The 25,831-nt window shown below is 69.2% G+C and carries 19 protein-coding genes; 8 read left to right on the top strand and 11 right to left on the bottom strand.

Annotated elements, in window-relative coordinates:
- Positions 1-2: 2 nt before the first annotated feature.
- The 5 genes from AC3EN4_RS01195 to AC3EN4_RS01175 all read left to right on the top strand — a co-directional run bounded on the left by AC3EN4_RS01195 (position 3) and on the right by AC3EN4_RS01175 (position 9,374).
- The gene (locus AC3EN4_RS01195) at positions 3-1,859 is read left to right on the top strand and encodes a P-loop NTPase family protein (RefSeq protein WP_435204109.1); all 1,857 of its coding nucleotides are present in this window, start codon (positions 3-5) and stop codon (positions 1,857-1,859) included.
- The gene (locus AC3EN4_RS01190; protein ID WP_435204108.1) at positions 1,859-3,409 is read left to right on the top strand and encodes a hypothetical protein; all 1,551 of its coding nucleotides are present in this window, start codon (positions 1,859-1,861) and stop codon (positions 3,407-3,409) included. Before AC3EN4_RS01195 ends, AC3EN4_RS01190 begins: the two co-directional genes overlap by 1 nt.
- Positions 3,406-8,283, top strand: a complete 4,878-nt coding sequence (locus tag AC3EN4_RS01185; protein ID WP_435204107.1) for an ATP-binding protein — start codon at positions 3,406-3,408, stop codon at positions 8,281-8,283. Before AC3EN4_RS01190 ends, AC3EN4_RS01185 begins: the two co-directional genes overlap by 4 nt.
- Before the next feature lie 83 nt (positions 8,284-8,366).
- Positions 8,367-8,777 (top strand): very short patch repair endonuclease, encoded by a 411-nt coding sequence (locus AC3EN4_RS01180; protein ID WP_435204106.1) that lies wholly within the window; start codon positions 8,367-8,369, stop codon positions 8,775-8,777.
- 300 nt (positions 8,778-9,077) lie between these two features.
- Positions 9,078-9,374, top strand: coding sequence for a hypothetical protein (locus tag AC3EN4_RS01175; protein ID WP_435204105.1), 297 nt, complete (start codon positions 9,078-9,080; stop codon positions 9,372-9,374).
- 302 nt (positions 9,375-9,676) lie between these two features.
- Here AC3EN4_RS01175 and AC3EN4_RS01170 read toward each other — a convergent pair whose 3' ends face one another.
- From AC3EN4_RS01170 to AC3EN4_RS01160, 3 genes are all read right to left on the bottom strand, one after another.
- On the bottom strand, positions 9,677-10,612 hold the full coding sequence (locus AC3EN4_RS01170) for a replication-relaxation family protein (RefSeq protein WP_435204104.1): 936 nt from the start codon (positions 10,610-10,612) through the stop codon (positions 9,677-9,679).
- Positions 10,613-11,233: 621 nt separating this feature from the next.
- Positions 11,234-12,118 carry a replication-relaxation family protein gene (locus tag AC3EN4_RS01165; RefSeq protein WP_435204103.1) on the bottom strand — a complete coding sequence of 295 codons (885 nt, stop codon included), beginning with the start codon at positions 12,116-12,118 and terminating at the stop codon, positions 11,234-11,236.
- 472 nt (positions 12,119-12,590) lie between these two features.
- A complete protein-coding gene (locus AC3EN4_RS01160; protein ID WP_435204102.1) occupies positions 12,591-13,457 on the bottom strand; it encodes an RNA polymerase sigma factor in 867 nt (288 codons plus the stop codon).
- Positions 13,458-14,851: 1,394 nt separating this feature from the next.
- On the opposite strand from AC3EN4_RS01160, the gene AC3EN4_RS01155 reads away from it, so the two are divergent.
- The 3 genes from AC3EN4_RS01155 to AC3EN4_RS01145 all read left to right on the top strand — a co-directional run bounded on the left by AC3EN4_RS01155 (position 14,852) and on the right by AC3EN4_RS01145 (position 18,354).
- Positions 14,852-15,175 carry a helix-turn-helix domain-containing protein gene (locus AC3EN4_RS01155; protein WP_435204101.1) on the top strand — a complete coding sequence of 108 codons (324 nt, stop codon included), beginning with the start codon at positions 14,852-14,854 and terminating at the stop codon, positions 15,173-15,175.
- A gap of 198 nt (positions 15,176-15,373) precedes the next feature.
- The gene (locus AC3EN4_RS01150) at positions 15,374-16,843 is read left to right on the top strand and encodes a tyrosine-type recombinase/integrase (protein WP_435204100.1); all 1,470 of its coding nucleotides are present in this window, start codon (positions 15,374-15,376) and stop codon (positions 16,841-16,843) included.
- 1,064 nt (positions 16,844-17,907) lie between these two features.
- Complete coding sequence (locus AC3EN4_RS01145; protein WP_435204098.1) at positions 17,908-18,354, top strand: NUDIX hydrolase; 447 nt, start codon at positions 17,908-17,910, stop codon at positions 18,352-18,354.
- On the opposite strand, the gene AC3EN4_RS01140 is transcribed toward AC3EN4_RS01145, so the two are convergent.
- From AC3EN4_RS01140 to AC3EN4_RS01105, 8 genes are all read right to left on the bottom strand, one after another.
- Positions 18,337-18,924, bottom strand: a complete 588-nt coding sequence (locus tag AC3EN4_RS01140; protein ID WP_435204097.1) for a histidine phosphatase family protein — start codon at positions 18,922-18,924, stop codon at positions 18,337-18,339. The genes AC3EN4_RS01145 and AC3EN4_RS01140 overlap by 18 nt on opposite strands.
- Positions 18,921-19,667 carry an SDR family NAD(P)-dependent oxidoreductase gene (locus tag AC3EN4_RS01135; protein WP_435204096.1) on the bottom strand — a complete coding sequence of 249 codons (747 nt, stop codon included), beginning with the start codon at positions 19,665-19,667 and terminating at the stop codon, positions 18,921-18,923. The genes AC3EN4_RS01140 and AC3EN4_RS01135 overlap by 4 nt, the downstream gene beginning before the upstream one ends.
- Positions 19,664-20,797 (bottom strand): hypothetical protein, encoded by a 1,134-nt coding sequence (locus AC3EN4_RS01130; protein WP_435204095.1) that lies wholly within the window; start codon positions 20,795-20,797, stop codon positions 19,664-19,666. The genes AC3EN4_RS01135 and AC3EN4_RS01130 overlap by 4 nt, the downstream gene beginning before the upstream one ends.
- Entirely contained in the window at positions 20,794-21,870 is a 1,077-nt protein-coding gene (locus AC3EN4_RS01125; RefSeq protein WP_435204094.1) for a glycosyltransferase family 9 protein, read from the bottom strand. Before AC3EN4_RS01125 ends, AC3EN4_RS01130 begins: the two co-directional genes overlap by 4 nt.
- Complete coding sequence (locus AC3EN4_RS01120; RefSeq protein WP_435204093.1) at positions 21,867-22,421, bottom strand: phosphoribosyltransferase; 555 nt, start codon at positions 22,419-22,421, stop codon at positions 21,867-21,869. The genes AC3EN4_RS01125 and AC3EN4_RS01120 overlap by 4 nt, the downstream gene beginning before the upstream one ends.
- Positions 22,418-24,325 carry a hypothetical protein gene (locus tag AC3EN4_RS01115; protein ID WP_435204092.1) on the bottom strand — a complete coding sequence of 636 codons (1,908 nt, stop codon included), beginning with the start codon at positions 24,323-24,325 and terminating at the stop codon, positions 22,418-22,420. The genes AC3EN4_RS01120 and AC3EN4_RS01115 overlap by 4 nt, the downstream gene beginning before the upstream one ends.
- Positions 24,322-24,762 (bottom strand): DUF4254 domain-containing protein, encoded by a 441-nt coding sequence (locus AC3EN4_RS01110; RefSeq protein WP_435204091.1) that lies wholly within the window; start codon positions 24,760-24,762, stop codon positions 24,322-24,324. Before AC3EN4_RS01110 ends, AC3EN4_RS01115 begins: the two co-directional genes overlap by 4 nt.
- 106 nt (positions 24,763-24,868) lie before the next feature.
- Positions 24,869-25,822, bottom strand: coding sequence for a hypothetical protein (locus tag AC3EN4_RS01105; RefSeq protein WP_435204090.1), 954 nt, complete (start codon positions 25,820-25,822; stop codon positions 24,869-24,871).
- Positions 25,823-25,831 lie beyond the last annotated feature (9 nt).

Here is a 25,831-nt window from a genome sequence, read left to right as displayed (position 1 = left end):
AAGTGTCGGACGAACTGCCCGCTGTCGCCGCCTTGCGGTCGCTGTCGGTGTTCAGCGCCGACCAGGCCGGCGCCTACCGCGAACACTTCCAGCGCCTGGGCGAGGCGCTCGGCGCAGATGTTCCCACCCGCTTGGCTCAGTACGTCACCACGTGGGCCGAGTCCGGGCAGGCTGGGACCGTGGTGTTGACCGGCAACGCCGGTACGGGCAAGACGGCAGTAGCGGAGACATACTCCCGCGCTGTCGGTGGCGACCTTCCCGAAGGCGACGACCTGTGCGAGGTCGCTTCGGGCCGCTGGGTGGTCAAGGACCTCTCGGGGGTTCCGGACGACGCGGCGCGGCGTTCGACGCTGCAGGCCGTCCTCACGGGCCTGGCGACAGGGTCCGGCCAGTATCTGGTGTGCGCGAACGAGGGCGTCCTGCGCGACGCGCTCGACATCCTCGACCACGAAGACCTCGCCTCAGCCCTCGACCAGGCGCTACGCAGCGGGGCAGCTGAGGTCGGCAAGCTGGTGGTGGTCAACGTCAACCGCCAGCGCCCGACCGCGCCTGGGCTGTGGGACGCCTTGCTCGACTTCCTCGTGCGCGAAGATCTGTGGTCCGGCTGCGCCGGCTGCCCGTTTGACCTCGGCAGCTGCCCCATGCGCAGCAACGCCGAAGCGCTGCGGGACCCGCAGGTGCGCGAGCAGCTGCGGACCCTGGTCCGCCTCGGCGCCGGCGAAGCAGTGCCGACAATTCGGGAAGTCCTCTCGGTGCTCGCCTGGGCCGTCGTCGGCGACCGGACGTGCAAGCACGTCAAGACCGCGACGCGGGACATGGAAAGGGCCGCCTTCACCGCCACTGACGGGTACTTCACCCGCGTCGTGGGCGGGGGCCTGACCCTCGATGCCATCGAGCGCTCGCCGCTGATGGCGGGGATGCGCACTGCCCAGCTGGGGCACGTCAGCGACCTGGAGATCGACGGCTGGCTGCGGGACACCACCGGAGCGCCTGACGTGGTTCGGCTGCTCGCCGGCGATCCGTCGCTGGTCGAGGACGGGCCCGACGGCAGCCTCGCCCTGGCTGGGAGCCGCTCGCCTCAGGACCGGGTGCGCACGAAGCAGGGGACCATGACGTTCCACCACCTGGGTGAGCTCGTCAGCACCAGCGAAGACCCGACGAAGGTAGACGACGGGTTGGACGCGCTCGTGTCCGGCGACCGGGACAGCAACGCGCCCGCCCAGGTGCTGTGGCGCCAGCGCCTCTATTTCGAGGCCAGCCAAGCGCTGGGCGGCGCCGACGTCGCGTCGAGGCGGCTGCTGGGATACCGCTACGTCGCCGACCTCGTGCGCTTGGCGCAGAAGGCCGCCCGCAGCGAGGACGTGGTCATCGAAGTCTCGGAAGTGGTGCGCGGCCTGAACTTCCTCGTCACCGGGTTTTCCAGCCCTCACGAGGGGCTCGTCGTGCCGGACCCCGCGTGCCTGTTCGCCCGCGATCCCGGTTCTTTCCGACCGGCGAGGCCTTCGCTGGTGTACGGACTGGTCCCGCTGGAGCGGCTGTCTGTGCGGGTGCCGGACCGCGGGCTTGTGGAGCGGCTGCTGGATGTCGACCACGTCGACGTGGAGCTGGTCGTGGACGGCCGCGACGACTTGTCGCTGCGGATCCGCCCGAAGATGTACGAGGCCATCCGCGAGGCGGCTGACTTCCAGGGGCCCGTCGGCCAGGGAGTCGCCGAGATGAACGACCTGCGCGGCTTCTACAGCCGGCTTGCCTCGGCGGAGGCGGCTGGCGACGCCATCCGTGTCGCCGATCCCGACTCCGACCCGCCGGCACTGGTGAAGGTCAACCTTCCGTACTTCGCGACCTCCCGGAGGGCGTAGTGCACCTCGACGAGAACCGGAACCTCACCCCCGGCCGGGTCGCACAGGTGCTGTTCGGCTTGGACCCCGACCGCGACGAGCGGGCTCCGCAGCTGTGCGCGGAGACTCTGCTCACCCTCGCCCAGAACCGCTACCGCGCCCCGGCCAGCAGGGACGAGCTGCGCAGCCCCAAGCGGCAGCGGTTCGCCCTGCGAAGCTTGGCGCTCGCCACCAACTTCCTGGCAGGCCGGGAGGGGCGCGCGGGCGAGGACAACATGACGCCGAACCTGTACGGCAAGCTGCTCGCGTCGGGTTCCGATGTCCGCAACAGCGCCAACCTGGCGCTGGCCCAGAGCGCCCTGCAGGGGCTCGTCGACCCGGACACGCAGCGAGGCCAGCCGGGGGCGTGGCTGCTGAGGCCGTTCCACGAGTCGCTGCTGTGGTACGACGCGCGCAAGGCACCGAGCCGACCCGACTGGACAGTGCGCAAGGTGTACATGCGCGGCAGCGGGATCACCCTCGCCCGCCTGCTGCTCGCGCCGACCGACCCGAAGGCGGCCGAGCAGGGGGCGCATGCTGTCTCCGCCATCCGCGAGGCCCTGACGGGGCCGAGTCCGCTGGCGGACATCAGCCGCCGCCTGGAATCGGCACTGCAGACCGACGTGCCGTTCACCACCAAGACGCCGGACACCGAAGAGGACGAGAAGGAAGCTTGGGAACGGGGCGAGGACGAGCTGCTGCAGCCGCTCGCGGCTAGCTTGTGTCGTCACGCCGAGGGGGTGATGTGCCAGGGCAGCGCCAGCGGGCCGGCCAAGCTGTGGCAGCTGCGCACCATCCTCGCGCTGGACCTGGCGGTACACGCCCTGAGGGTCGCCTGGGACGCCACGTCGACACCCGAGGAAGACCGCTTCCTCCTGCTGAGCTTCGGCGGGGGGCCGCGGGCGCAGGACCGGGTCCGGCAGCGGTCGGAAGAGTCGTACCGGCGGGCCCGGATCCGGCTCAACGAGGCGACGATCTCCACGGTCGCCCGCATCATGCGCCAGCTGGTGGAGAGAAAGACCGTCGTGTGGGCCGACGAGTTCGAGAACCGGCGCAACAAGCTCGACGGTGAGAAGGGCCCCGACGGGCTGCTGCACCAGCTCACCAAGCTGACCACCCGCAGCGCGGACGACGAGTACCTGCGGCTGGCGCGCACGTCGGTGGAGAGCGCGAACTACGGCCGGGCTGAGGACGGGTTCCGAGTTCTGCTGGAGTCGGTGGGGCTCGTTGCTGGGACCCGCTACCGCTACCTGACAGCTACGCCGGACTTGCTGGCTGCCCTCGTGGGCGCTCTGTCGAGCCGGATGCCGATGCCCAGCAACGAGTTCTTCGCAGCAGTGCGGCAGGAGTGGGGACTGGTGATCAACCAAGAGTCGGCGGCGTCGACGAGCCTACGCGGCCAGGTCGACGGGGCCGGCCTCGAGCGCAACGCCCGCCGGGCCGAGAGGCTCATGAGCGAGGCGGGACTGGCGCTGAGCTTGTCCGACCGAACCACCGTGGTCGGCGAGCGTGCGCAGAGGCGGTCGATGTGAGTCAGCGGCTCGGCGGCGCACTGGCCGCACACATCAGAAACATGGGCGGAAGCTCCAAGTTCGTCCTAGTCGAGGGTGTCCCGACCAGCCTCGCTCTGGGCATGGTGGCGGCGTGGAGTGAGGCGCTTCCGCCGTTGGCCGTAGTGTCCGACTGCCCCCGCCGCTTCGGCGCCAACGCGCTGTCGGGCTCGGGGACGGGACTGCGCAACCGCTACCCGCAGGGCATCGTGCTGGTCCTGTGCGAAGGTCTGCAGGTCCCGGACCGCAGCGGCCTCAACTTGTTCGAGAACGTGTCGCCCGGCGTGCTCCTGGACTCCCCCGAAGGCTTGCTCACGATTGCCCGTCAAGAACCGGCCGCCAGCCTCGACGGCCCGGTGCGAGCGGTGCGGGAGGCCGTCGCCCGGGTAGGCATCGCCCACAAGCCGAGCGCGGCGCAGGTAGCGGCATACTTCGACCTGGTCGCTGCCGGTGAAGACCCCCTGAAGAGCCTGCCCGCCCTGGGCGCCTTCGCCGACACCGCCACCGGCGAAAGGGTCGACGCCGACCGCATCGGCGACAACCTCGCCCTCGCCGCCCGCCGCACCAGCGACGACGTCCTGCGGCCCAGCGCCTACACCGAAATTCGCCGGCGCGCCGAGATGGTCCTCGGCCGGCGGCCCAGGCTGCGCAACGAGCCGGCGGAGGCGTCCGCCGCCGCAGCGGCCGTGATGACAATGCTGCAGTCCGGCAGCGAACAGTTGCTTCAGGAGCTGGAGTTCGACGAGGCACGCGAGATCCTCGAACAGCGCACCAAGGACCTCGCCGACGTCGCGCTACAGGCGCTGGCCGACTACCAGCGGCGACACGAGGACGAGAGGGTTGCGCTGCTGCCCTGGCCTAGGTACCACTCGCGCGCAGAGGAACTTCGCCGCTCCGCTCAGCAGCGAGACGCCGCGCGGGACTTGCTCGACCTCGACGAAGCCCAAGCCCACGGCATCTTCGACAGGCCGACCAGGATCAAGCTTGAGAAGCTGCTGCGCGACAAGGCCATCAGCGGCAGCAATCCGTCTTGCCCCGAAAATGCCCTGATCAAGGCGGTGCAGCAGCTCGGCGGTCCGCTGAAGCGCATCAGCCTCCTCAGCCCGAAGCCGTCGGCAGAAAACGCGAAGCCGAACCGCAGCGGCGCGGTGCGGTGCATCACCCTCGGCTGCGCGCGGCTGCGGCTGGGCGGGTTGATGCGCCGGCTCGAAAGCCGGGGGGTCGAAGTTGACGGCCTCCTCCTCCAGCCGGCCGACACCGACAAGACCGTCGAGGCATCCTTCCACGACGCTGACCTCGCCTCGGGGGAACTCGCGCTGTTGCAGTTGCGGCTCCACGCCGCCGACGGCAGCACGGTCCAAGTCGACTGGCGGCCCGACCTCGACGACGCCGCACTGCTGCGCGCCGCGCTGCTGTTCGCTGAGGAGACCGCCCTCACCCTGACGGCGGCCGACGAGCCGACCCTCTCGTCGTTCTGCAGCAACGAGGTACCGAGCCCGCAGCCCGTTTCGAATGAACTGAAGCCGCTCGCGCACGAGCTACGCGAGCTTGCGCAGCTGTCGCTGCAGGAAGGGCTCAGCCCTCAGCCCTTGCGCAGGTGGGCTACCAGCTGGGCTGCTGCCAGCAACGACAAGGCACCCGGCGCGGAGGCCGAGGTGGCAGAGGCACTCTCGCTAGCGGGGGCGGTCGAGGGCCCGGCCCACTGCGTGGCTCTCACCGGCTTCGCGCCACTGAAGGCCGAGTGGCTCGCCCAGTACCTCGACGCGCTGTGGTCCCTGCTCGACGCGGCCGACGCAAGCGACGACAAGCCTGTCGCCGCGACGGCCGCTGGAATCGCCCGCACGACAGCCTCGCACCACCCCGCCCACGTTCGCGCGCGCCTGCGGGACAAAGCCATGCTGCCCACCAGCGAGGGGCGGCTCTGGAGCCTCTACGGCGGGGCCAACACCCGCGACGAAAGCGGCTACGCCGGCGCGGCGTTGACCTCGGTCGTGGTCCGGCTGCTTTCGCTGCAGCCTGAGGCCGCCGGGCACCTGCGCTGCCTCGCCTACGGGCCCGGCGCCGCCGACCTGCTCGTCTCGCAGGCAGTCAAGCTGATCGGCCGCAAGACCGGCCGCGGCACCGTCGCCAAGGTCGAGGTGTTCTGCGTCGGGGAGGAGCCGACCGACAGGCCGCACTGGCAGACCCTCGCACGTGCGGACGAAGAGCTGCGCGACAGCCGCGACGTGCTGGAGCTGCGTTACCTCGACAGCCTCGCCCGGGCCCGCGAGGTCCTGCAGCAGCCGGGTTCGCCGAACTCGGCGGTACACCTCGCGCTGGTGACCGGAATCAGTGACGGCGGGAACCGGCTGCAGATCGAGTTCCCCGAAGTGCCCGCACCGCGGGAGGACTCCGAAGTGCTCTTCGCTCCCCGGACCTCGCAGCGGCCTGGGAAGGAGCGGCGCATGCTGCTGATGCCGCCCGCTACGACGCGTGCCGGCATCACGTGGTTGAAGCTGCAGGCGGCTGTGGACGAATCCTGGCCGGAGGAAGGCGAGAAGATCCCGGTGCCGGAGGTCCGCACCGGAGCTATGGACATCGCCGAGCAGCTTCGGGAGGTCCACGACCTCGCGCTCTGGGTGGCCACCCTCGACCGCTACGCCACCCGCGACAGCCTCGAGCAGGCCCTCGGCGCCCACCGCATCGCCATCCTGCACCAGGAGCGCCGACTCGGTGGCGACAGCCCGCTGTCGCTGGTGCTAAGCCAGAAGTCGGGCGGCCCGGCAGACCGCGCCATCGGCCGCAGCCTGCGTGCAGCCAACATCGTCGCCGACCGGGACGTCGCCTTCAGCGTAGGGACTGACCTCCGCAAGGTTGCGAGCCAGGGCTACGGCATCCTGGCCCTCGAGGCCGCCACCAGCGGCACGGGCATTAATGAACTCGTCGGCCACGTCGTGGCATTCTCGCTGCTTGCCCGCACGACCACCCCCTGGCCTTTGCCGCCGGGGTGCCGCGTCCTGCTCGTCAGCCTCGACGAGTACCGGCACTGGTTCCCCAGTCGCCGCGCGGACCTTCTCGCAATCGCACTCGACCCCTCCGAGGAAGGGGTCCACGTCGCGGCCATCGAGGTGAAGGCCAGGCGCAGCGACGAAACCGACGCTGCTGCCGGTGCTCTCGACCAGCTCAACCAGACGCTCGCGGCCACTAGGTGGGCCGCCTACCCCGAGCCCGGGTCCATCCACAGCCGCCTGTGGCTTAACCGCATCGCGGAGGCCGCCTACTCGGTGGCACGGGAGTCGCGCTTCAAGCTCGACGCCGATGAACTGGCGGCGCTTGAGGCGTTCCGAACCGGCACGGGGACCCTGGAGTGGGCGGGCGTCGGCCTGGTGTTCGGCCCCAACGTCGAAGAGTTCGACAGGTACTACCCGAGGGAGGTGGCCAGCGACATCGTCCCCGTGGTGCTGCACAGCATCAAACTCACCGAGGACCTGCTGCTCGAAGCCGCGCAGGTGCGCATCACGGACCTGAGGACTGTCGAAGCCGAGCGCCCGCCTCTCAAGGGCGGACGGACGCGGCGCAGGCCCGAGGCCAAGCCCGCAGAGCAGGCGCAGCCGCCGGCCGACACAACCCGGGACGCTGACGTCCCCGAGCCTGCCCGGCCCTCGCCAAGCGAGGCCGCGCCGTCGAACCCTCAGGCTACTGAGCCGCAGCAGCAGGCGCACACCTCCGAGCCGAGCGCGACCGAGGAGCCGCGCAGGCACACGGAGCCGACTACGTCCGCCACGGAACCGGTCCCGTTCCGCGCCCCGGTCTTGGGCTGGGACGCCATCACGGGCGAGGAGGTGCGCTGGCACCCGGCCGGCCCCGAGCAGGGGGTGCTCCAGAACGGCCACGTGGAGGTGTGGGGCAGCTCGGGTATGGGCAAGACGCAGTTCACAATGAGCCTGCTCGCGCAGCTCGCCCACCACAGCGGGAGCAAGTTCGGCATCGCCGACTTCAAGAACGACTACAGCGACGAAACCGGCTTCCCCCAGCTCGCCGGGGCGAAGTTCCTCGACCTCTGGAACGGCGGCGCTCCGTACAACCCCCTCGCCCTGGAGGACTTCACCGACCGCTCCGTCGACACCGCTGTCATTGAACTGCGCGACACCGTCGAAGTCGCCACCAAGTCCTTCACCCGGATCGGTGTCAGGCAGCGCGGCAAGCTGGAAAAAGCGCTGCGTAGCGCCTATGCGGTCGGCCGAAGGGAGGGTCGCTGGCCGACACTCCGACTGCTCGACGACGAGCTCGACGACGACCTGAAGGGGGTGATCGGCGACCTAACCCGCAACGAACTGTTCCGAGAAGGTCCACCCCTTGGCGAAGTAATCGATCAAAACGTCGTCTTCGGGCTGAGCCGAATTCCTGGCAATGGCCAGACGACCGTCCTGGCTGCCGGCTTCATCCTCTCGGCGCTGCTCCTGCGGGTGCAGTCGCTGCCACCCGTGCCGAACTCCGTCCGGTACGTCGCTGTAGTGGACGAAGCCCACCGCGTCGCTGCCTTCAAGGCCGTCGACACCATGATCCGGGAAGGGCGCTCAAAGGGTCTCGGCGTCTTGCTTGCCACCCAGCAGCCCGGAGACCTGCCTGACGTCGTCGCTACCAACGCCCAGACCAAGGTGTGCTTCCGGCTGCCTGACGCCACCGTCGCCGCGGCAGCCGCCCGCAAGCTCAACCCAAACGACTCGCGCCTGGCCGAGCAGATCCGGACCCTTGGCAAGGGCGAAGCACTGGTTAGCTTCGGCGGCACCAAGCCCCGGCTGCTGCGCATGACGCAGGCATACCGTGACCGTCGCCAACTCGGACTCCCTACCGAGGAGGCCGCAACCGGACAATGAAGATAGAGCAAGGGCGGCCTGCCACCGCAAAGCGGACGCCCCGACACGAAACGGCCGCACGTTCCTGGGCAAGCAGCCCAGGGGTGCGTGACCGCATGCAGCGCCAGCGGACCCGCGACACTCAGCCCGAGCTCGCGATACGACGCCTGCTACACGCTGCCGGACTGCGCTACCGCGTCGACGTAGCACCCACACAATCGCTCCGTCGACGCGCTGACATCGTCTTCGGCCCAGCCCGTGTGGCCGTCTTCGTTGACGGATGCTTCTGGCACGGATGCCCGCAGCACGGAAGCCGCAAGACCAAGGCCAACACCACCTACTGGTCGGAAAAAGTCGCACGTAATCAAACCCGGGATGCCAGCACCGACCGTGTCCTCACGAATAACGGCTGGCATGTCATCCGCATCTGGGAGCACGAGGACCCTCAGGAAGCCGCCGAGCGAATCGCCGGCAGTGTTTACGAGCGGCGATGCTTCAAGCAGTCACACGCCTGAAGCTGGCCCTCATATTGAGGCGGATAGGTTGGTACAGCACCGCTTCAAGCGTCGCCAAGGCGGACAGGGTGCACCTGTCACGCAGCGACAGCCGTGCTCCTACGCGGCGCCGGCGGGCATGGATCGCAAGGTTGCCTCTCGCGGCGGTTGATCAGCCCTCAGTTGTGACGGTGCTTGTGCGGAAACGAACCAGCCGTGAAATGTTCCGGGTGGGCGCGTAGCCGCAGCGGTCCGTCCCTGCCCGTAGGCGACCGCGGGCGGAGTAGCAGTTGGGCGTACGCACCGGGCGAGGTTCATGGCGTGCTGGGCGATGCGCGCGGCGGGACACATCCCGCGGTGCTTGGTGCACTGCAGGTTGCGGCAGTTGCCGTTCTGGTCGGGTTGGTGGGCGGCGGTGACGTCGAGGGCGAGCCGCCACAAGAGCGGGTCGGTCGCGTCGTCGGGTATCGCGGCAAGCAGGCTGAGGCGCTCACTGGACACATGGGTTTCCTTCTGTCGGTCGTGTTCGCCGTCCGCCGGGACGAGTGGCAGGCGGCAAATACGATCGACGCTCACCTTCAACTGGAGGTCAAGTCGTTCGTCTGCTCGTGGCTTTGAGGTGCGAGGAGCAGGCGCAGTGCGATGTGCTGCGGCTGCCGGCCGAGGGTGGGCGGTGGGTTTGTTTGGCGGCGGGGCGTGGCCCGAGCGGCCTGAGGAAGCGGACCAGGAGCAATCCTGACACCGCGACTCAGGGGGCCGACTCAACGCTTTCGATCGAGGCGCAGTCCGCTCCGGTCGCTCGGTGCGCGCCCGTACGGCGGGTGACGGTTACCGGCCCGGCGAGCTGGCGGTGGGGGTGGGTCCGGCGGCGTGCGGCGGCCTGCAGGCCGCCCCACGCGCCGTGTGTTCCGCTCCCCTCATCAGGCGGCCCGCTCGTCCGGGGTGGGCTGGTCGTGGGTGCGGTATTGGTCGTCGTGGTGGGTGTCGGTGTAGGGCAGGTCGATGAGGCGGAGACGGCCGGTACGGCCGAGTAGTTGCCAGATCTGGTGGGCAGGGCTGGCGGCGAGGGCGGTGCGCAGTTCGGCGGTGGTGGTGGCAATGGCCGCCTCCAGGCTGGTGCCAGCGAGGCGGTGGTGCAGGTTCGCCTCGCGTCGTGCGGAGGGTAGGTGCAACAGCACCGGCCATGCCCAGGTGCTCATCCTGTGCAGCCGCTCGTACTTGATGACCTTGTTGATGAGGACCTGCAGGTTCTCGCCGCTGGTGTCGTACTCGAGGAAGAAGGGCACGGACCGTCCCCGCTCGGTCCACACCCCGGCGCCGTCCGGGCGGGGAAAGCCGGTCGATCCGCCGATGATGATCTGCGGGTCGCCGCCTTTGCGGTAGAGGGTGCCGGGTTCGTGGTAGGCCGACGCGGGCTGCCAGCGGACGAGGTCGCTGTCGGGGTGGGTGCGGGCGTGGGCGGCGAGGTCGATGAAGACCTGGTTGCCGCCGAGCAGGTGCGGCAGGTCCGGTCGGCGGGTGAGGGAGTGTTTGCGGCGGCGGGCTTGGTCGCGGCGGCCTCGTGGGAGTCCGCGTTGGGCGTGGACGTGGTCGTAGCCGAGTTGGTCCAGGACGTAGTGGTAGGGGTAGGTGCCGCCGTCGGCTTTGTTGGGTCGGAAGCGGTCGACCGCCCGCAGGGCGGTGAGGCGGCGGAGGCGGCGTTGGGTGAAGTCCAGGGATGGGAACAGGGCGGTGGCGATCTGGTCGGTGGTGAGCACGCCGTGGTCGTAGAGCCAGCCCAGGAGCCGGTCGTCGCGGGCGGTGATGCTGGCCTGCAGACGCAGCAGTGGGTCCGCAGCGGGTAGGTGTTTACCCATGGGCACAAGCCGTGGGGGAGAGACCCGAGACTCGAGGGTCTGTCTGGAGCGGTCCCGGACTGCTGATAGCGGGGCTGACCTGGGCTGTGAGCGGCCGCGAGGGGTCAGGCTGGGGGTCAGGATCAAGACGGACGGTAGAACGGAGACCAGCACTGACCGCTGAAGTGCCGGGCACAACGGGTTCGGCGTGACGGTGCGGTGGGGGTGGGTGTGAGTTGGGCCGGTGACGCGGGTGGGGTTCGGGGTGCGCGGTGATCATCGGTGTTGCTCCAAGGTCGCAGGTGCGAGTGGGTGTGAGATTGGTGTGCCCCCGGCACAGCGGGCCGGAGCAACCGGAGTTCGGTAGTCGCTGTCCCGCAGTCTGGTTGGACATGCCAATCTCACTGGTCTCGCCCGTGTGGCGAACTTCCGGTGACACGGGCAGTCAGTTGCCTGTCCGACCGAAGTTGGCCACAGCGGCTGCGACCTGCGGTGTGAGAGCCGTAGGCGTTGTCGTTCGGGTTCGAAGCGAACGGCAACCTCCGACAGTCCCTGACAGTGACCGGGTAAGCGCTTCGCTGGGTCGCCCCGGTCTGCTCCCCGACCGGCCCACGGGCCGGTCGAGGAGCAGCGCAAGGTTGGTCAGGGGCGCGGCGGGTAGTGGTACTCGCCGTTGGCGACGGATTCGTCGTAGGGGCGTTCGGGGTCGTAGATGGGGTGTGGGGCTCGGGGCCGTACCTCCTTGAAGGTCACGGTGTCGGGCGGCCACTGCTCGGGGGTGTGGGGAAGGTCGGTCAGGGCGAGGCGGTGTGTCTCGCCGATCGGCTGCCAGACCGGGTCGGCCGGATGGCCGTGCTCGGGGTTGCTGGTGACGACGGTGAGGTGCCGCGTGTTGCGGCGCTCGAGGTAGCGGCGTAGTTCCTGCTCTCGCTGCGGGTCGGCGGCGTGGAACATCAGGGTCGCCAGGCCGGTCTGTTCGGCCAGGTGTCGGTAGCCGTGGACGCGGTCGGCGAGGTCGGCGGGACGGATCTCCCCAGGGTCGGGCTGGTACCAGAAGGCGTGGCGGTCGCGGTGGTGGATGTACTCGCCGTGCCAGGCGGTATGCCGTGCTGCGGTGACGTATCGGCAGGTGCGCGGTGACCACCAGGTGCGGAGGTCACTCCCGGGTTCGGTAAGCGCGCGGGTCGCGAGGTTGACGAAGAAGTCGTTGGCCTGCAGCAGGCCGGGCGGGTTCGGATGTTCGCGGAGCCGGTCGCGGGCCCGGTACACCTGCGCCGGTGTGACATCGCGGTCTTCGCCGATCGGGGTGAGTTGGGCGCCGATCGGGCCGAGGCACCACGAGGTGTCGGTGGTGGCCGCGGTGCTGGTGTTCCAGAGGCGGTCGATCCAGCCGCGGCGGGCGAGGATCCTCAGACGTCGGGTTGCCGGCGCCGTGGTGGTGGCGAAGCCGAGTGCGGTGAGTTGCGCGGTGGTCAGGACGCGGTGCTCGGCGAGCATCTCGACGGCCCACCAGTCGGGCGGTCGCATGCGGCCGCTCTCGGCCAAAAGCTGATCCGCTGGGATCGGTCGGGTGGACGGGACAGTGAACTGGGGATGGTAGGTGGTCACCATGACAGGTACCTCCAAGGTGGCGCCGTCCCGTGGATAGGGGATGGCAGGGGTGGATGAATGCCCGTGTGACCGCGTCGGTGCGGCACGACTCGGGCGGATCACGACACCGCGGTCGTGCGTCGCGGTGGGTGACAGGGCGACGGCTCGCCGGTTTCGTGCCCGGACGGCCGCCCGGGCGCGGCAACGGCTGGTCTGCGCGGCCGGATCACCGGCCGGTGGTACGGCGAGATTCCGAGCGCGGCCTCTGGTGCTGTCATTAAGAAACCGCCGCTTGTGTGCTCTGGCGAACGCCTGCCTCACTCACAGCCACTCACAGCCACTCACAACGAGGGGTTTCTCAGGGGAAGGTGACGGCGCTGCGAGAAAGAGGGCTCCCGGGACAGCCGACCTATGCGACTGCTGTCGAGGTGGCGGCAGTGCTGGCGAGGAGGCGGCGGCTGGCGGCGCGCAGACTGGCCCGGCGTTCGGCTCGCGCCGCCAATGCCTCGGCGGCCTGCGGCGACGCCACGCCGGTCAGCATGCCGTTGGCGAGGGCTTCGGCGAGGCGGGTGTCGATGCGACCCAGCCGCATGCGCAGGGCGTCGGTGCTGATGCCCATCCGGGCCGCGATGGGTTCCATGGCTCGCCGTCCCAGCCGTACGTCGATGTAGGGCTGCTCGTCGTCGGCGTCGAGGATCCCCAGGCGCGCCGCGCGGCGTACCAGCACGTCCGGATGTCCGTAGGGCACCTGCGGGGTCCGCGGTCCCGTGACATGCTCTACGTCCTCGACCGGAACGAACTCGTTGGCCTGCTGGCGTAGCGCGTGCCCGGCGCGCCACCCGGCCCGGCACAACGACGCGTACGGTGCCCGGCGGGTCACATCCACGTGGTCCCGCAGCGCCACCAGGAATCCCGCGAGGATCTCCGCGCTGATGTCGTCGGGGTCACCGCGGTAGCCGGCGGACAACCGTCTCGCGTAGCGGCGTAGCGCCGGCATCGCCATGCCGACTGCGGCGATGACACACTGCGGCCCGTCCAGGCGGGCGCGACGGATCAGCTCCCGCCACACCGCGTCGCGAGCGGTGTAGGCGCGCGGGTTGGCCAGTAGCCAGTCCCGCAGCGTCGGCAGCGCCACGACACCCCTTGGCAGGCCGTCATCCGGACCGAACTCGTCGAGGTCGAGGGACAGGGGCGCCGGGTCGCTGGTCAGCGCGGCGAACGCGACATCGACGGCGTCCAGGGGTGCGGCAGGGAAGATCGTGTCGGACACACTCATGATTAGTACTCCTAGGCCAGTGAGGCCATCGGGCGTCGCCGCCGTGTTCTGGCGACGTTGGAATGCCGATTACGCCACGACTGACTCACAGGCACTCACAGCGCAGGTCAAGCCGGCTTTCGCGCCCAGCCGGCCGCTGCGCTGTCTCGCGCGAACGGACGCGAGGCGGCACCAGGCGGGCGATACGGGACGGGTCGCGGTACGCCTGAGCAGTGCTGTGAGCCACTGAGGCACGCCAAGCGCGGCACTCAGACGGCTCAGCGACGAAGCTGCGATCGTCGGGCCGCCCCACCACTCACAGCGACTCACAGCCGCTCACAAAGACTCACAGCGACTCACAGCGGCGTTGCAGCGCTGCCGGCGCCCGAACGCCGACGGCGACGCCGGCGGTGGCGCGAGCCGCGACCACCTCCTGCGGCCCTGGGGGCGGGCCGTCGTGCCTGGCGCCGTACCCGTGTCGGTCGCCGGTGCAGGCACCAGTGATGAGGGCTCCACCGGTACCGGCTGCCTTGTCCGGGAACGGGCGACCCGGTGTCAACGGTGATGATCGATGGACATCTTGTCCCTGCATCCGGCGGTGACCGTGTCCGAGGGGACAGGAACGTCGGCGGAGGAGCTGTGTCACCTTGTCCGGCCAGGCAATCGTCGGCCGGTCATATGACGTCGAGATCTGTTGACCGTTTCCGTGCGCGCGGCCATGGCCGCAAGGCGGGAGGAAGGGGTCCTCAACGGCCGGCCAGAGTGTCCGCGGCGTCGCGCATGCCATCGATGTTCGTCGTTGACAACGTGTCCGGCGTGGTTGCCGAGCAGGGCGGGGACATTTTGGCCACGCGCGTGTCCCTGGCCCGGAGTGACACTGGCGCCGACCGCGACAGTCCGTCCCGTGGTGGCGGTGGTCAAAGCGGCATGACATACCTGCGCCGTATGGACGAGCGTGTCAACCGTCCGCAAGCCGTGTCCGCGCCTGCCGGTTAAGGACATGTCTGCGGACATCGTGTCCATCGAACCTCATGTGTGCCTGACCGGTCGCTGCCGCTGGGCGTTTGACACGTAGGCACCCTGGCCGAGCCGTCGGTGGACACGGTGTCGCGGCATTCGTGAACCGTCGCGCCACCCACCGTGTCATCAACACCTGTCACTGTCTGGGTGGTGGGCGCCGAGGCGGTGGCCCATCCGCGTCGGATCGGCGCCGGCCCGGGACGCATGGCCGGACGGGCAGCCCTGTGAGCCTCTGTGAGTGGGTGGTGAGTCACATAGGCGTTCGCCAGAGCACACAAGCGCGGGTTTACAGATGTCAGCGCCTCACCGGCGCGACGTGAAGCGCATCCGGCCTCACCGCGGTGCGCCCCGCGCCTGAGCCTGTACCGCCCGTACTCACCGCCGAGGAGATGACGATGAGATCGTCCAGACGCACTCGAACCCTGTCACCTCAGCCCGTTGAAGGGCCGGCCGGCGGTGAGCGGGAGCCGACGTGGACGGCCGAACGGGTCCGCGCCCTGGGCGCCAGCACCGACCTGGCCACCGCCGCGGCGATGCTCGGCATGTCCCGCTCCGCCGCATACAAGCTGATCCGCCGCGACGCGTTCCCCGTGCCGCACTTCCGCGTCGGCGCCCACTACCGGATACCCACGGCCCCGCTGCTGGCCACCCTGCACCTGGACGACCGCGACACGTCCGCGCCGCAGCGGAACCCCGACGCCCTGGACTCACCGCCATAGGCGTCCTCCCGTGCCGACGGACACCACCCGTGCAGCCTTCGGGCCGCAGCCACGCGGGCCTTCTGCTCCAGCCCTCCCACTCTTCAGCCGGACCCTGTCGTGACGGGGTCCGGCGACTTGATCGTGCCCGCGGATGACGCGTGGATGTCGATCAGCGGAAACCGATGCACCCAACCTGATCGAGGAGCACCACCTGCCATGCCTGACGGAAGCATTTTCAAGCGCTGCGGCTGCCGCCACCCTGACACCGGCAAGCCGCTCGGCAACGACTGCCCGAAACTGCGCCGCCCGAACCGCTCCTGGAGTTTCGAGCACGGCCACTGGACCTACCAACTCGAACTTCCACCCACCGCCGACGGCGGGCGCCGGCAACTACGCCGCTCCGGTCTCCCCACCCGCCGGGCCGCCGCCGACGAACTCGATCACGCCCGCGAACTGCTCGCCCTCGCCAAGGGCGACCGGCGCCGCAGGACCGAGATCGGCGACCTGCTCCAGAACACCGCACGCACCAAACGGCCCCTGCCCGAGGTCGACCGGATCCGCCAGCGGCTGCGCGGCGACGGCCCCCTCGCTGACGCGCCCACCGTCGCGGACTACCTCACCGGCTGGCTGACTCACCTCAGCGTGGACGACAACACCCTGGGCGGCTACGAGTCCATCGTGCGGGTGCATTTGGTTCCGCACCTCGGCGAGGTTCCGCTGGACAAACTGCGCACCAGCCACGTCCGTGCCATGTTCGCCGCTATCGAACGTCGCAGCGACGACATCCGCGCCGCGAAGACCAGCCCCGACCCGGCGATGCGCAGGTCCGTCGCCGGGGTGCGGCCCACCGGCCCCACGACCCGCCAGCGCATCCGCGCCTGCCTGCGCAAGGCCATCAACGATGCCCTCGCCGACGAACTGATCGTCGGCTCCAACCCGGCCGCGCTGGTCAAGACCCCGGGTGACCGGCCGCTGCCGATCGTGTGGGAGGACGAACGCGTGCAGCGTTGGAAGGACACCGGCCAGGTGCCCGGACCGGTGATGGTGTGGACCGACGTACAGGTCGTGGACTTCCTCGACCACGCCGCACGGCTCGCCCCGGACCTGCATCCCATGTGGCATTACATGGCCTACCGCGGACCCCGCCGCGGCGAGGCCTGCGGACTGCGCGACAGCGAGGTCCGCCTGCACCGCCGGGAGACCACCATCAACAACCAGATCGCCACCCACGGCTACACCCCCGTGCAGAAACCCCCCAAGAGCAGGGCCGGAAACCGTGACGTCGCCCTCGACACCGACACCGCGAAGGTCCTCACCGCCTACAAGGCCCGCCGCGCAGAATGGCAACTCGCCGCCGGCCCGGCGTGGCCCGACACCGGCCTGTTCTTCGTCCGCCCCGACGGGCGGCCCTGGCACCCCAACGCCGTCACCCAACGCTTTCGCCGGCTCATCCGCAAGGCTGGCCTACCGCCGATCCGGCTGCACGACCTGCGCCACAGCGCCGCCACCATCGCCCTCGACGCCGGCGTCGATATCAAGGTCCTCTCCGACCAACTCGGCCACTCCACCACGACCCTGACCCGCGACACCTACCAGAGCGTCACCAAGCAGCTGCACCAGGACGCCGCCGACGCCGTCGCCGAGAAGATGAACAAAAGGCGCCGCGGTCCCCGCACGGCGGGGTGAACCCACCGTCACCGACGCGGTAGCGGCCGGACTCCCGGTCAGGCGAGCGAACACGCGGGGCGCTGTAGGTCCTGGACTTGATTTCTGGGATCAGCGGGGCGCGGGCATCGCGGCGGGCGACGCTCGTCGCGCCAGGCACCGGGACAATCCCGTCCGAGACCACCGGTTACATGGCGCAGGATCGGCCACGGTTCGGTTCGCGAGACCATGGCGCGGATCAGACGCCCCGACCTCTGGCCTGCGAGCCACCGGCCGCGCTGATGGTGTCCAGGGGATGCGATCCCGCGGTAGGGGTGCGGCGCATCGGGGTGACGGCCGGGCAGCCGGATGGCTTGCTGCGGGGTGTAGCCGTAGCGGACGTAGATGTCCTGGCGCTCGCCGGTGGCGTCGGTCCACGAGGACAGTTCGACGCGGTCGAGCCTGTCGCGGTGGTGGGAGAGCATCGCCGCGCCGATACCTTGCCGCTGACGGCGGGCGCGACGGCGAGGAACGCCAGGTGGTAGTGCGGTTCGGTGGGCCGGCGCGCGCTGAGCAGCCCGTCGAGGATCTCGAACCGCTCCGCATGGTCGCCGGCCGCTGCCTCGGGAGAGCCATCGGGCGGAGGCAATTTGTGGGGTGATCCGGGGGCAGGGACAAGGCGCTCGGACGTAGAGCCGACCACGTCCACCTGCCTGGTCGCCGCTCCATCATGAGCGAGGATGCGACCCTTCGTGCGCACCTGGTAGCTGCTCGGCAGCCATTCGCGCAGTAACCGAGCAGTTCTCCTCTCTCTCGTCACCGGCAGTCCCTGGATCCTCGGCGGCGCGTTGCCGGATGCGCTCGTACTCGCTCGCCATCTCGCCTGTGGTTCGCTCGATCTAGGTGTCGAGCTCGTGTGGGCGGTGGGGGTTCGTCACGAAGAAAGGGTCTCAGTCTCCGCGTGGGAAGGCCAGTCGCTAGTGGCTGGCGGGGCGGGGTAAGGCGGAGTTCGAAGAGCGCCGTCAGGTTAGGGTTTGGGTCCTTGGTAGGTCACGCGGTGTAGCGTCGATTCGCCTGCACCCTGCCAGCTGTCGATAGGGGTCTACATGCGTGAGGTTCTACGTCGGTCGGTGCGGGCGATCCTGTGGGACGAACGCAATCAGCTCGTGTTGATCAAAAGGACGAAGCCAGGCCAAGCCCCTTACTGGACCGCGCCCGGTGGCGGCCTTGAACCGACTGACGCATCCCTCGATGCAGCCCTGCGCCGCGAGCTGCGGGAGGAGTTGGGCGCGGAGGCAGAGCAGCTTAGCCAGGTCTTCTTGTTCAGCTCGCCGTCCGGCGAGGGGGTGTCCGTACAGCACTTCGTCTCCTGCCGGCTCACCCAGGTAGACGAGAGCGCTCGCACGGGTGCGGAATTCACTGATCCGGGCCGCGGTGGCTATGCCCTGGACCGAGTGGCCGTCGACCGCCTTTCTGAGGTGGATCTGAAACCTGAGGCTCTGAAAACTTTCATCCTTGCGAACACTGACGCGTTGCTATCGGACTTCAGCTAAGGCGGGCCAGGTCCCTGCCGGTGCGAGCGTGAATCGGCGCGCAGCTTCGAACACGTCCTGAGGGCGATTCGCTCCGGCGGTGATGGCTGCGACCGCGCCGATGAACACTCGGTGCGAGACGATCAAGGCGGTGTTTCGTCCGGCGAGGTGTCCGAGGATCACTGCGGCGGCCATCGCCCGTCCGTAGAGCGCTGTGAGGCTCTCGCCCCCGGCCAGGGCGGAGTCCGGGTCGCGGAGCCGGTCCGTACGCCAGGTCTGGTACTCAGATGGGTACTCATCAGGTCCTTTACCGAGGACACAGTCGGGGGCGCGCCACTCGGCGTAGAGCGGGTTTGGGGTGGCGCGCGGCACGCCGAGCAGCGCGGCCAGGATCTTTGCGCTTGTGGCGGCGCGCGGATGCGGGCTGGTCAACACGATTGCAGGCTGGACACCTCGGTCACGAAGTGCGTGGGCTGTGGCGGCAATCTGTGCCGCGCCGCGCGCGCTGAGGGGTGAGTCGGGGCGGGCATGGGCGTGGGGGCGGGTGATTCCGTCGCGGCTGGTTCCGTGGCGGATCCAGAGGGTCGTCATGAGAGGTGCCAGCCGCCGTCGACGTTGATCGCTTGGCCGGTGATGAATCCCGCTTCCGAGGTGGCCAGGAAGGCGATTGCGGCGGCGACATCTGCGGGTTGACCCCGTCGTTTGATGCATTGTCGGTCGAGCTGGCGTCGGACCATGGCCTCGTGATCAGGTACGACGCTGTGCTCTGCGGGGACCTCGATCGAGCCGGGCCGCACGGTGTTGACGGTGATGTTGTGAGGGCCGAGTTCGCGGGCGAGCGCGCGGACGAGTCCTTCCAGGCCGCTTTTCGCGGCGATGTAGCCGGCGAGGTCGACGCGTCCGAGCTGGGTCATGACTGAGGAGACGACGATGATTCGGCCATAGTCGTTGGCGATGAAGGCTGGTGTGGCGGCGCGGATCGCGGCGGCGTGCGTGACGAGGTTGAGTTCGAGCTGGTCGCGAAGGACGTTGAGGTCTGTCCGACTCCACGGGATGCGTGGGTACGCGCCGGCGTTGCTGATCAGGACGACGAGTTGGGTGGCGTGTTGCTCGATGGTGGCGCGGAGTGCGGTCTGGGTGTCAGCGGCGGTCAGGTCGCCGGTGACGGTGTGGGTCTGTGCGCCGTGGCGGCGGGCGGCCTCGACGACCGCGGCGAGGTTGGTGTCGTCGTATTGGTGGGTCAGGACGAGGTCGAAGGCGGCTGACAGCCGGACGGCGATGGCCGCTCCGATGCCTGTGCCTGCGCCGGTAATGACGGCGATGGGGCGGCTCATAAGGGCGGCTCCGCTGGCGTCTGAGTGGTGAGTCCGAGGATCTGCTCCAGGTCGGCGTCGGGTGCGTAGAGGTCGGCGAGTAGGCCCAGCGACAGAGCGGCGTCGCGGGGTTCCAGCAGCTGTAGTGGGTATACCGCGAGGATCCGCATGGCGAGGTACGGGCGTATCCAGGTGAGCAGATCCGTGGCGGCGGAGAGTGCGAGCGGCCGGGCGAGCGTCGTGAGGTATCGAGTGATGGCTTGCTGCCGTGCCGGCGATGGTTGGTGCTGGTAGTCGATGCCGACGGCTCGGTGGGAAAGTCTCTTGAGCCGTACGGTGGGTTCGACAGCTTCGGCGAGTGCCTTCCTGTGGTCGGCGTAGGCGTCGGTGTTGTAGTGCGGGACGAGCCAGGCGCCGTGCAATCTCTGGTACCACAGGAAGCAGGCGATCTCGCCGGGGAGGGCGTTGAGGCCTGCGGTGTCGTAGTCGAACCAGACGGGCTGGTTTTCGGCGTCGAGGCCGATGTTGAAGTCGGTGGGGTCGCCCTGGGTCATCGCGGCCCAGACCTGCTCGTCCGGGTGGAAGGCGTCGCGTAGCTCACCGAGGAGGGCAGGAAGGTCGAGCCGTCGGGGCTGTCCGTTGACCATGAGGGTGGTCTCCCGCAGCTCGGAGGGCCGGAGACCGTCGGCGCCGGCAAGTTTGAGCACGATCGGGTTGTGGCCGTAGTAGTGGTCCAGCCTGCCGCCGGGCTGGGCCCTGTCGCGGTAGAGCTTGCTGTTGGCGCGTGAGGCGGGGACTCGGCAGGTGGTCGCGTCGATGGTTCGGCGGTAGTGCTCGAGGATCGCATCGAGCCCGCGGTCGAGGTTGGCCGCGCTGCCGGGGCCGGTGGATGTGAGAGCGTCGAGGAGCAGGCCGGTGTCCGGAAGATCAGGTTGGTGGCGGTCGTAGAGGGTGAGGGTCCAGTGCCCGACGCGGTGCTGGGAGTGCAGCCTCGGTAGCCGGTAGTAGTGGCGGATTCGGTGGTGCCCGGCGACTTCGGCCGCAGCCTCCACGGGGTTCGGATTCACCTTGGCGAAGAGGTGGTGTGCGCCGATGTCGAGGTGGAAGGTGCGGTTCATGGTGAAGCGGCGGTAGCGGCCGACGCGGATCATCGGGGCCACCAGCCGGCGCATTGCCCCGCGAAGTCGGCTATGACCTTGGCGGGGATGGCGCGGAGGTCGCTCGCTGTGGACCAGAGAGTGTCGTCGTAGCGGTCCCGTACGGGACACGCGTCGGCGACCGACATCAGGTGCGAGAACGGGGTGGCCACCGCGTGGTGGCCTGCTGATCCGGTGATCCACTTGGCGTAGCCGTGCCGTCCGTAGAGGCCGACCACCTGCGGCTGGGTGCCGTCCGCTCGGATGGTGAGTGCGGCGAGATGGGTCAGGCCGGTGTCGTTGCCGATGACCAGCTCGGCGGCGGCGAACAGGTCAATGCACTCGACCGCCGTTGGTCCGTGGAGTACCTCAATCTGCCCTACGGATGCCGGAGGTTGGTGGCCCGGTGGTGTCACCAGGCTGAAGCGCCAGGCGCCCGAGTGGCGGGCCGACAGGTGTTCGGCGAGGGCGCCGAAGTTGTCGATGCCGTAGTCCTTGCGGTCGGGGCGACTCGTCGTGGCCACGAAGATCACGTGGAATGGGCCTGGCACTGCAACCGACGACCGGAACCTGGGGGACGGGTCATCGGATGCAGGGAGCCTGACGCCGAGGGCTTGCTCGACGTCGAGGTAGTAGCGCATCGGCAGTGCCGCATGGACCTCGACAGTGTCGATGTCGATGAGGTCGAGCAGCGTTGGAGGCGATTCCGGTGCCGCGTCGAATTTTGGGGCGTCTTCGCTGCGAAGCGTGCCCAGTTGGTGCCCGTCGCCGCCCGTGACCGTGACTGGAAGGGTGCACCGGGCGATCAGGTCCGCCCGGCTGCCGGCGTACTCCAGGGTTCCGAACTGATCGTGGGTGGCGTCGTGAAGCGCCTGTGCCATGGCGAGGCCGAGCAGCAGGTCGCCGAGTCCGCTAGGGCGGAAGTCGACGCGCCACCCGGTCTCACGAACCGCGTCGAGGCGTGCCCGCCGGGGTGGGGTCTCTCCGTTGGCCCGGCGATACGGCAGGAGCTGGCCGAGCGGCGCCTGTTCACGTCGGACGACGTACCGTCCGCCGCGGTGGCACACCGGTTCCTCGACGAGGGTCACAGCGTTGTCAGTACGCACAGCGGGACCCCGTTGCGTTCGAGTAGCTGTCGGCCCTCGCCAGCGGTGTCTTCGACGAGGCAGAGCGCGCCGGTGATGTCGGCGCCGGCCGCGCGGAGCGCCTCGACGAGATTGGCCAGAGTGAGTCCGGTGGTGATCTCGTCGTCCACGATGAGGACGCGCAGTCCTTCGAAGTCGCCGTAGGCGAAGACCTCAAGACGCCGGGCATGCGGCTCGTGGAACACGAGCTTCCCGGGTAGGTCGAGGTTGACTTTCCAGGCGAGCCGATACTGGCTACCACTGGCCCAGGCCACCGCGATCGTCGGAATGATGCCGCCGGCGTCCAGGCCCAGGAGAAGGTCGTGCGGCCGGTACGCCGGGTGCTCGCACCATCGCTTCCACAAGCTGCTTCCCGTCGCAAGCACCTGTTCCGCGGCCGCGTCGGTGCTGATGCCATCGAGGCCGTGGACGACGCGGATCGGACGAGTGGTGTCTCCCACCCCGAGCCGGGTCACCCGATCGGCGTGAAGAACATCGTCAAAGGCGGTGGTCATCGAGGATCTGATCCTTCCGTCTGGGGCGTGTTGGACGCGACCGAGCAGCCGAGCGCGTCGTGGTAGGCGAGGATTTTGGTGGCGGCTCTGCGAACCCGATGGGAGAGAATCTCGTCCTGCCGCCACCGGTCGCCGCTGACCTCGGCCACCGCCGGGAGGTCGACGTCGGCGTCCGGATGACTGGTGGTGAAGGCGAGGCGGACTTCCTCGCTGGCGTCGAGGTCCACCCCGTCGGCGCGCAGGATGATCTTCATGATCAGCACGACGTGCTTGTAGACAGCGCGGACATCGGGCTCAGGGTTTGCGGCGAGTCGCCGCAACACCATCGTCACGAGCGGCAGCTCGCTGCGTGAGGCGCGGTCGTCGGTTGGTGCGTCGAAGGCGTTCAGTACGAGGTCGCTTCGGCGGTAGAGCAGGCCGCGGCCTTCGTGGGCTATCTGCCGCACCGCGTGCAGTACTCGGGGTGGGACCAACCCGGTGAGCATCTCCCGGGTGGTGAACGACGACAGTGCAATCTTCTCCCCCGCCGGTCCGCTCTGGGGTACACGCCTGGTCTGGAGCCAGTGCAGAGGCAGCGTGTCGCGTACGACAAGGAGGTCGATGTCGCTCCATCCCGATTGCCAGCCATGATGGGCGAGACTCCCGGTGGCGGCGACGAGCGCGGTCTCAGAATCGGTCAGTCTGGCGACGCAGTCGGCGAGTACTGGTTGCAGGGCCTCGGGGATGGCCGTGTCCGCGTGCGGTGGAACCCTTGCCCCGGACCTGCGGTCAACCACTTCCGTGACGGCCCTCTTCAGCGCGGCGAGGCTGTGGCTGTTGTCGATGACCGTGTCGGCGATCGATGCGATGCGGTCTGCGCCCCGGCTTCTCTTGATCGCGTCGCGGGCGGAGAGCGACTCCATGGCCTCGGTGGCGCGCTGCGCGCGAAGCCTGTCCGGGAGGCGGAGGAACACAATCTCGCAGCGCTCGCCCCAGATCCTGCGGAGGTGTGCTGTGGCCTCCAAGCGGTGCGCGCTCTCCAGGCTGATCCGGTGCGAGCCCGGGTTCAGCGCGGCGAACCGAAGGATCTCTTCTGTGAGCATCTGCGCCTGGGTCAGCTCGTCCCATTCGCGATACGGATCGGCCGTACCGAGCCGATCGGCGGCAAGCTGCATGAGGTAGCCGATCTTCAGCCGCGTGGCTGTGTGCTCCGTGCGGAGCAACTCACCGACCGTGCTCTTGCCGCTCTCGGACATACCAGCGAGCACCCATAGGTGCTTGATCCGGTCTGGTGGCAGCGGAACGACGGGCACGTCGAGTTGCGTCAGGACCTGGCGGATTTCGCGCTGCACATCAAGGAGTGGGCGGTGCCCGCGCACCACGATGGCCTGGTACTCCCCGCTGCCGACTTGAAGGTCGATCGTCTCGGCCAGTCGCCGCTGATACTCGGCGTAGCGTTCGGTGGTCGGCACGGGCTCACGCGCCATGGCATGGTGCGCCTCGGCCGCCGGCTGGTCGCTGTGGCGCAGCAGCAGGTGCAGCTCACGGCGCGGCGCGGGGGCGTAGCGGCGTGCTCTGGCCTCAACTCGGGCGAGCGCTTCGACGGTGGATGTGCCGTCCTTGACCGCCGCTGTCGCCGCGCAGGTCGCTACAAGCATCGGCCAACCGCGGTCCTCCAAAGCCACGGGGCCGCCACCGGCACACCGTGCGGCGTGGGAGCTGAAGACGAGGTCGATGTGTTCGTCGGTGGTGCTGTCGACGAACCACCATTGACTGAAGTCTCGTCGCGACACCTCGGCCCATCGCCGGTCCCACCGATCGACTGTCCCGGTGAACTTGACATCCGGCATCGCCGACGCCAGCCAGCGGGCGTTCGTGGTCTTGCCGACGTTGTCGGCGCCGTTGAGGGTGACGGCAATCCTCATCGCGGCTCCCGATAGCTCTTGAGCGTGCGCCAGCGAGGAATGCGGCGTCGGCCTTCATGGATGTCGAGCACAAGGGTGTCGAAGGCTTCGGTGAGTTCGGTGAACTGCTGGAGCGCCAGCGAAGGATCGACGTCGCTCGGGTCCAACTGGGCGGTCTCCGAGAATCGCCTCCACCGAACCCATGCGATGGCCAGGCGGTCGATCACGGAGCCGATCGTCTCGGTGTGCAACGGTGCCCCGCCCGGAGGCCGGATCACGCGCTCAACCCAGGAGTCGATCTCCCCGATGAGAGCGACGCGAGTGGCGTTGAGACGATCGATCGATCTCTTGGCAGCAGCCACCACGTGGTCGTCAGCGGCCGGGTCGCGGGAGATTGTCTCCGCCGCCCATTGTTCGCGGTGGTGCGAGGCGAGCCGGGACGCCGTGTAGAGGGGCACCGCCCAAGCCTCTGGCAGAACCCGCGGACGGCCGCCAAACGTGCTGGTGATCAGGTCAGAGGTGGGCAGCGGTGGACAACGCTGCGGGTCGGGGGCGAGTGGTGGGTCACCGACGGAACGGAGGGGCATGGGTGAGCCTCCTTGATCCTGGGTAGGGCGGCGGCCGGTGCTCGGCCTGCCAGGGCCGGAGGGTGGTGGCGGTGTCGGTGGTGTGGCCGCGTTCGAGGATGAGGACAGCGGAGAACAAGCCCGGCCGGCGCCCGCTCAGCCGCTCGTGCGCGGCGAGGATCTCGCCACTGTGCGGATTGACCAGCAGCTGGGACGTGGATCCGTCGGCGGTGATCGTGAAGGTCAGGCCGGTGCGGCCGACGATGTCGGCGCTCGGTCCTCGATAGGTGATGCCGGGGATGGCCGCGAGGACGCGCAGGCTTGTGGCCCGTTGGGCTTGGTTGAGGTACTGGGTGCTCGCGAGTGCGACGACGCCGTTGGCGAGTAGCCGCGGGTAGGCCGGTTCGTTGGCCAGTTCCCTGGGGGCGAGCATGTCGGCGAGGGTGTGCGCATTACTGGGCAGCGGCTCGGACAGGTACGGATGTAGGCCGCCTGACAGGTGCTTGGCCGTTGCCTCAGGCGCCTGCGTGAACAGGGCCGGCTCGTGGCGCTCGGGTTGGTGGTTCAGTCCCGGCAGGTCGGGGAGGCGTCGAACCTTTTCCTGGCCCGAGCCGTCGGTGTCGCGGCGCCATTGGCGCAGGTCGGTGCGGGTAATGGCGTTGGTGGCGCGGGTCCAGGACTGGGTGTGCAGGTAGGTGTAGGGCCGAGCGGTGGTGGTGTCGCCGGGCGTGGCGGTAACGGCGTCGGCGAGGGCGGTGAGCCGCTGTGACGGGGTGAGACCCGGCCCGGCGGCGGCCGGCTGCGTGACGACGACCCGGCTGTCGGTGATTGCGGGCGCCGTCGGCGGAGGTTTCTGGTGGGCCGGGGTGGTGGTGTGGCAGCCGGTGAGGAGGATGCTGCCGAGCAGGCTGACGGCCAGGCGGCGGGTGGGGGCAGTCGGGGTGGCAATCACGGTGTCGGG

The organism is Micromonospora sp. bgisy143 (assembly GCF_057708145.1).
This window is presented reverse-complemented; position numbering and strand designations above follow the sequence as displayed.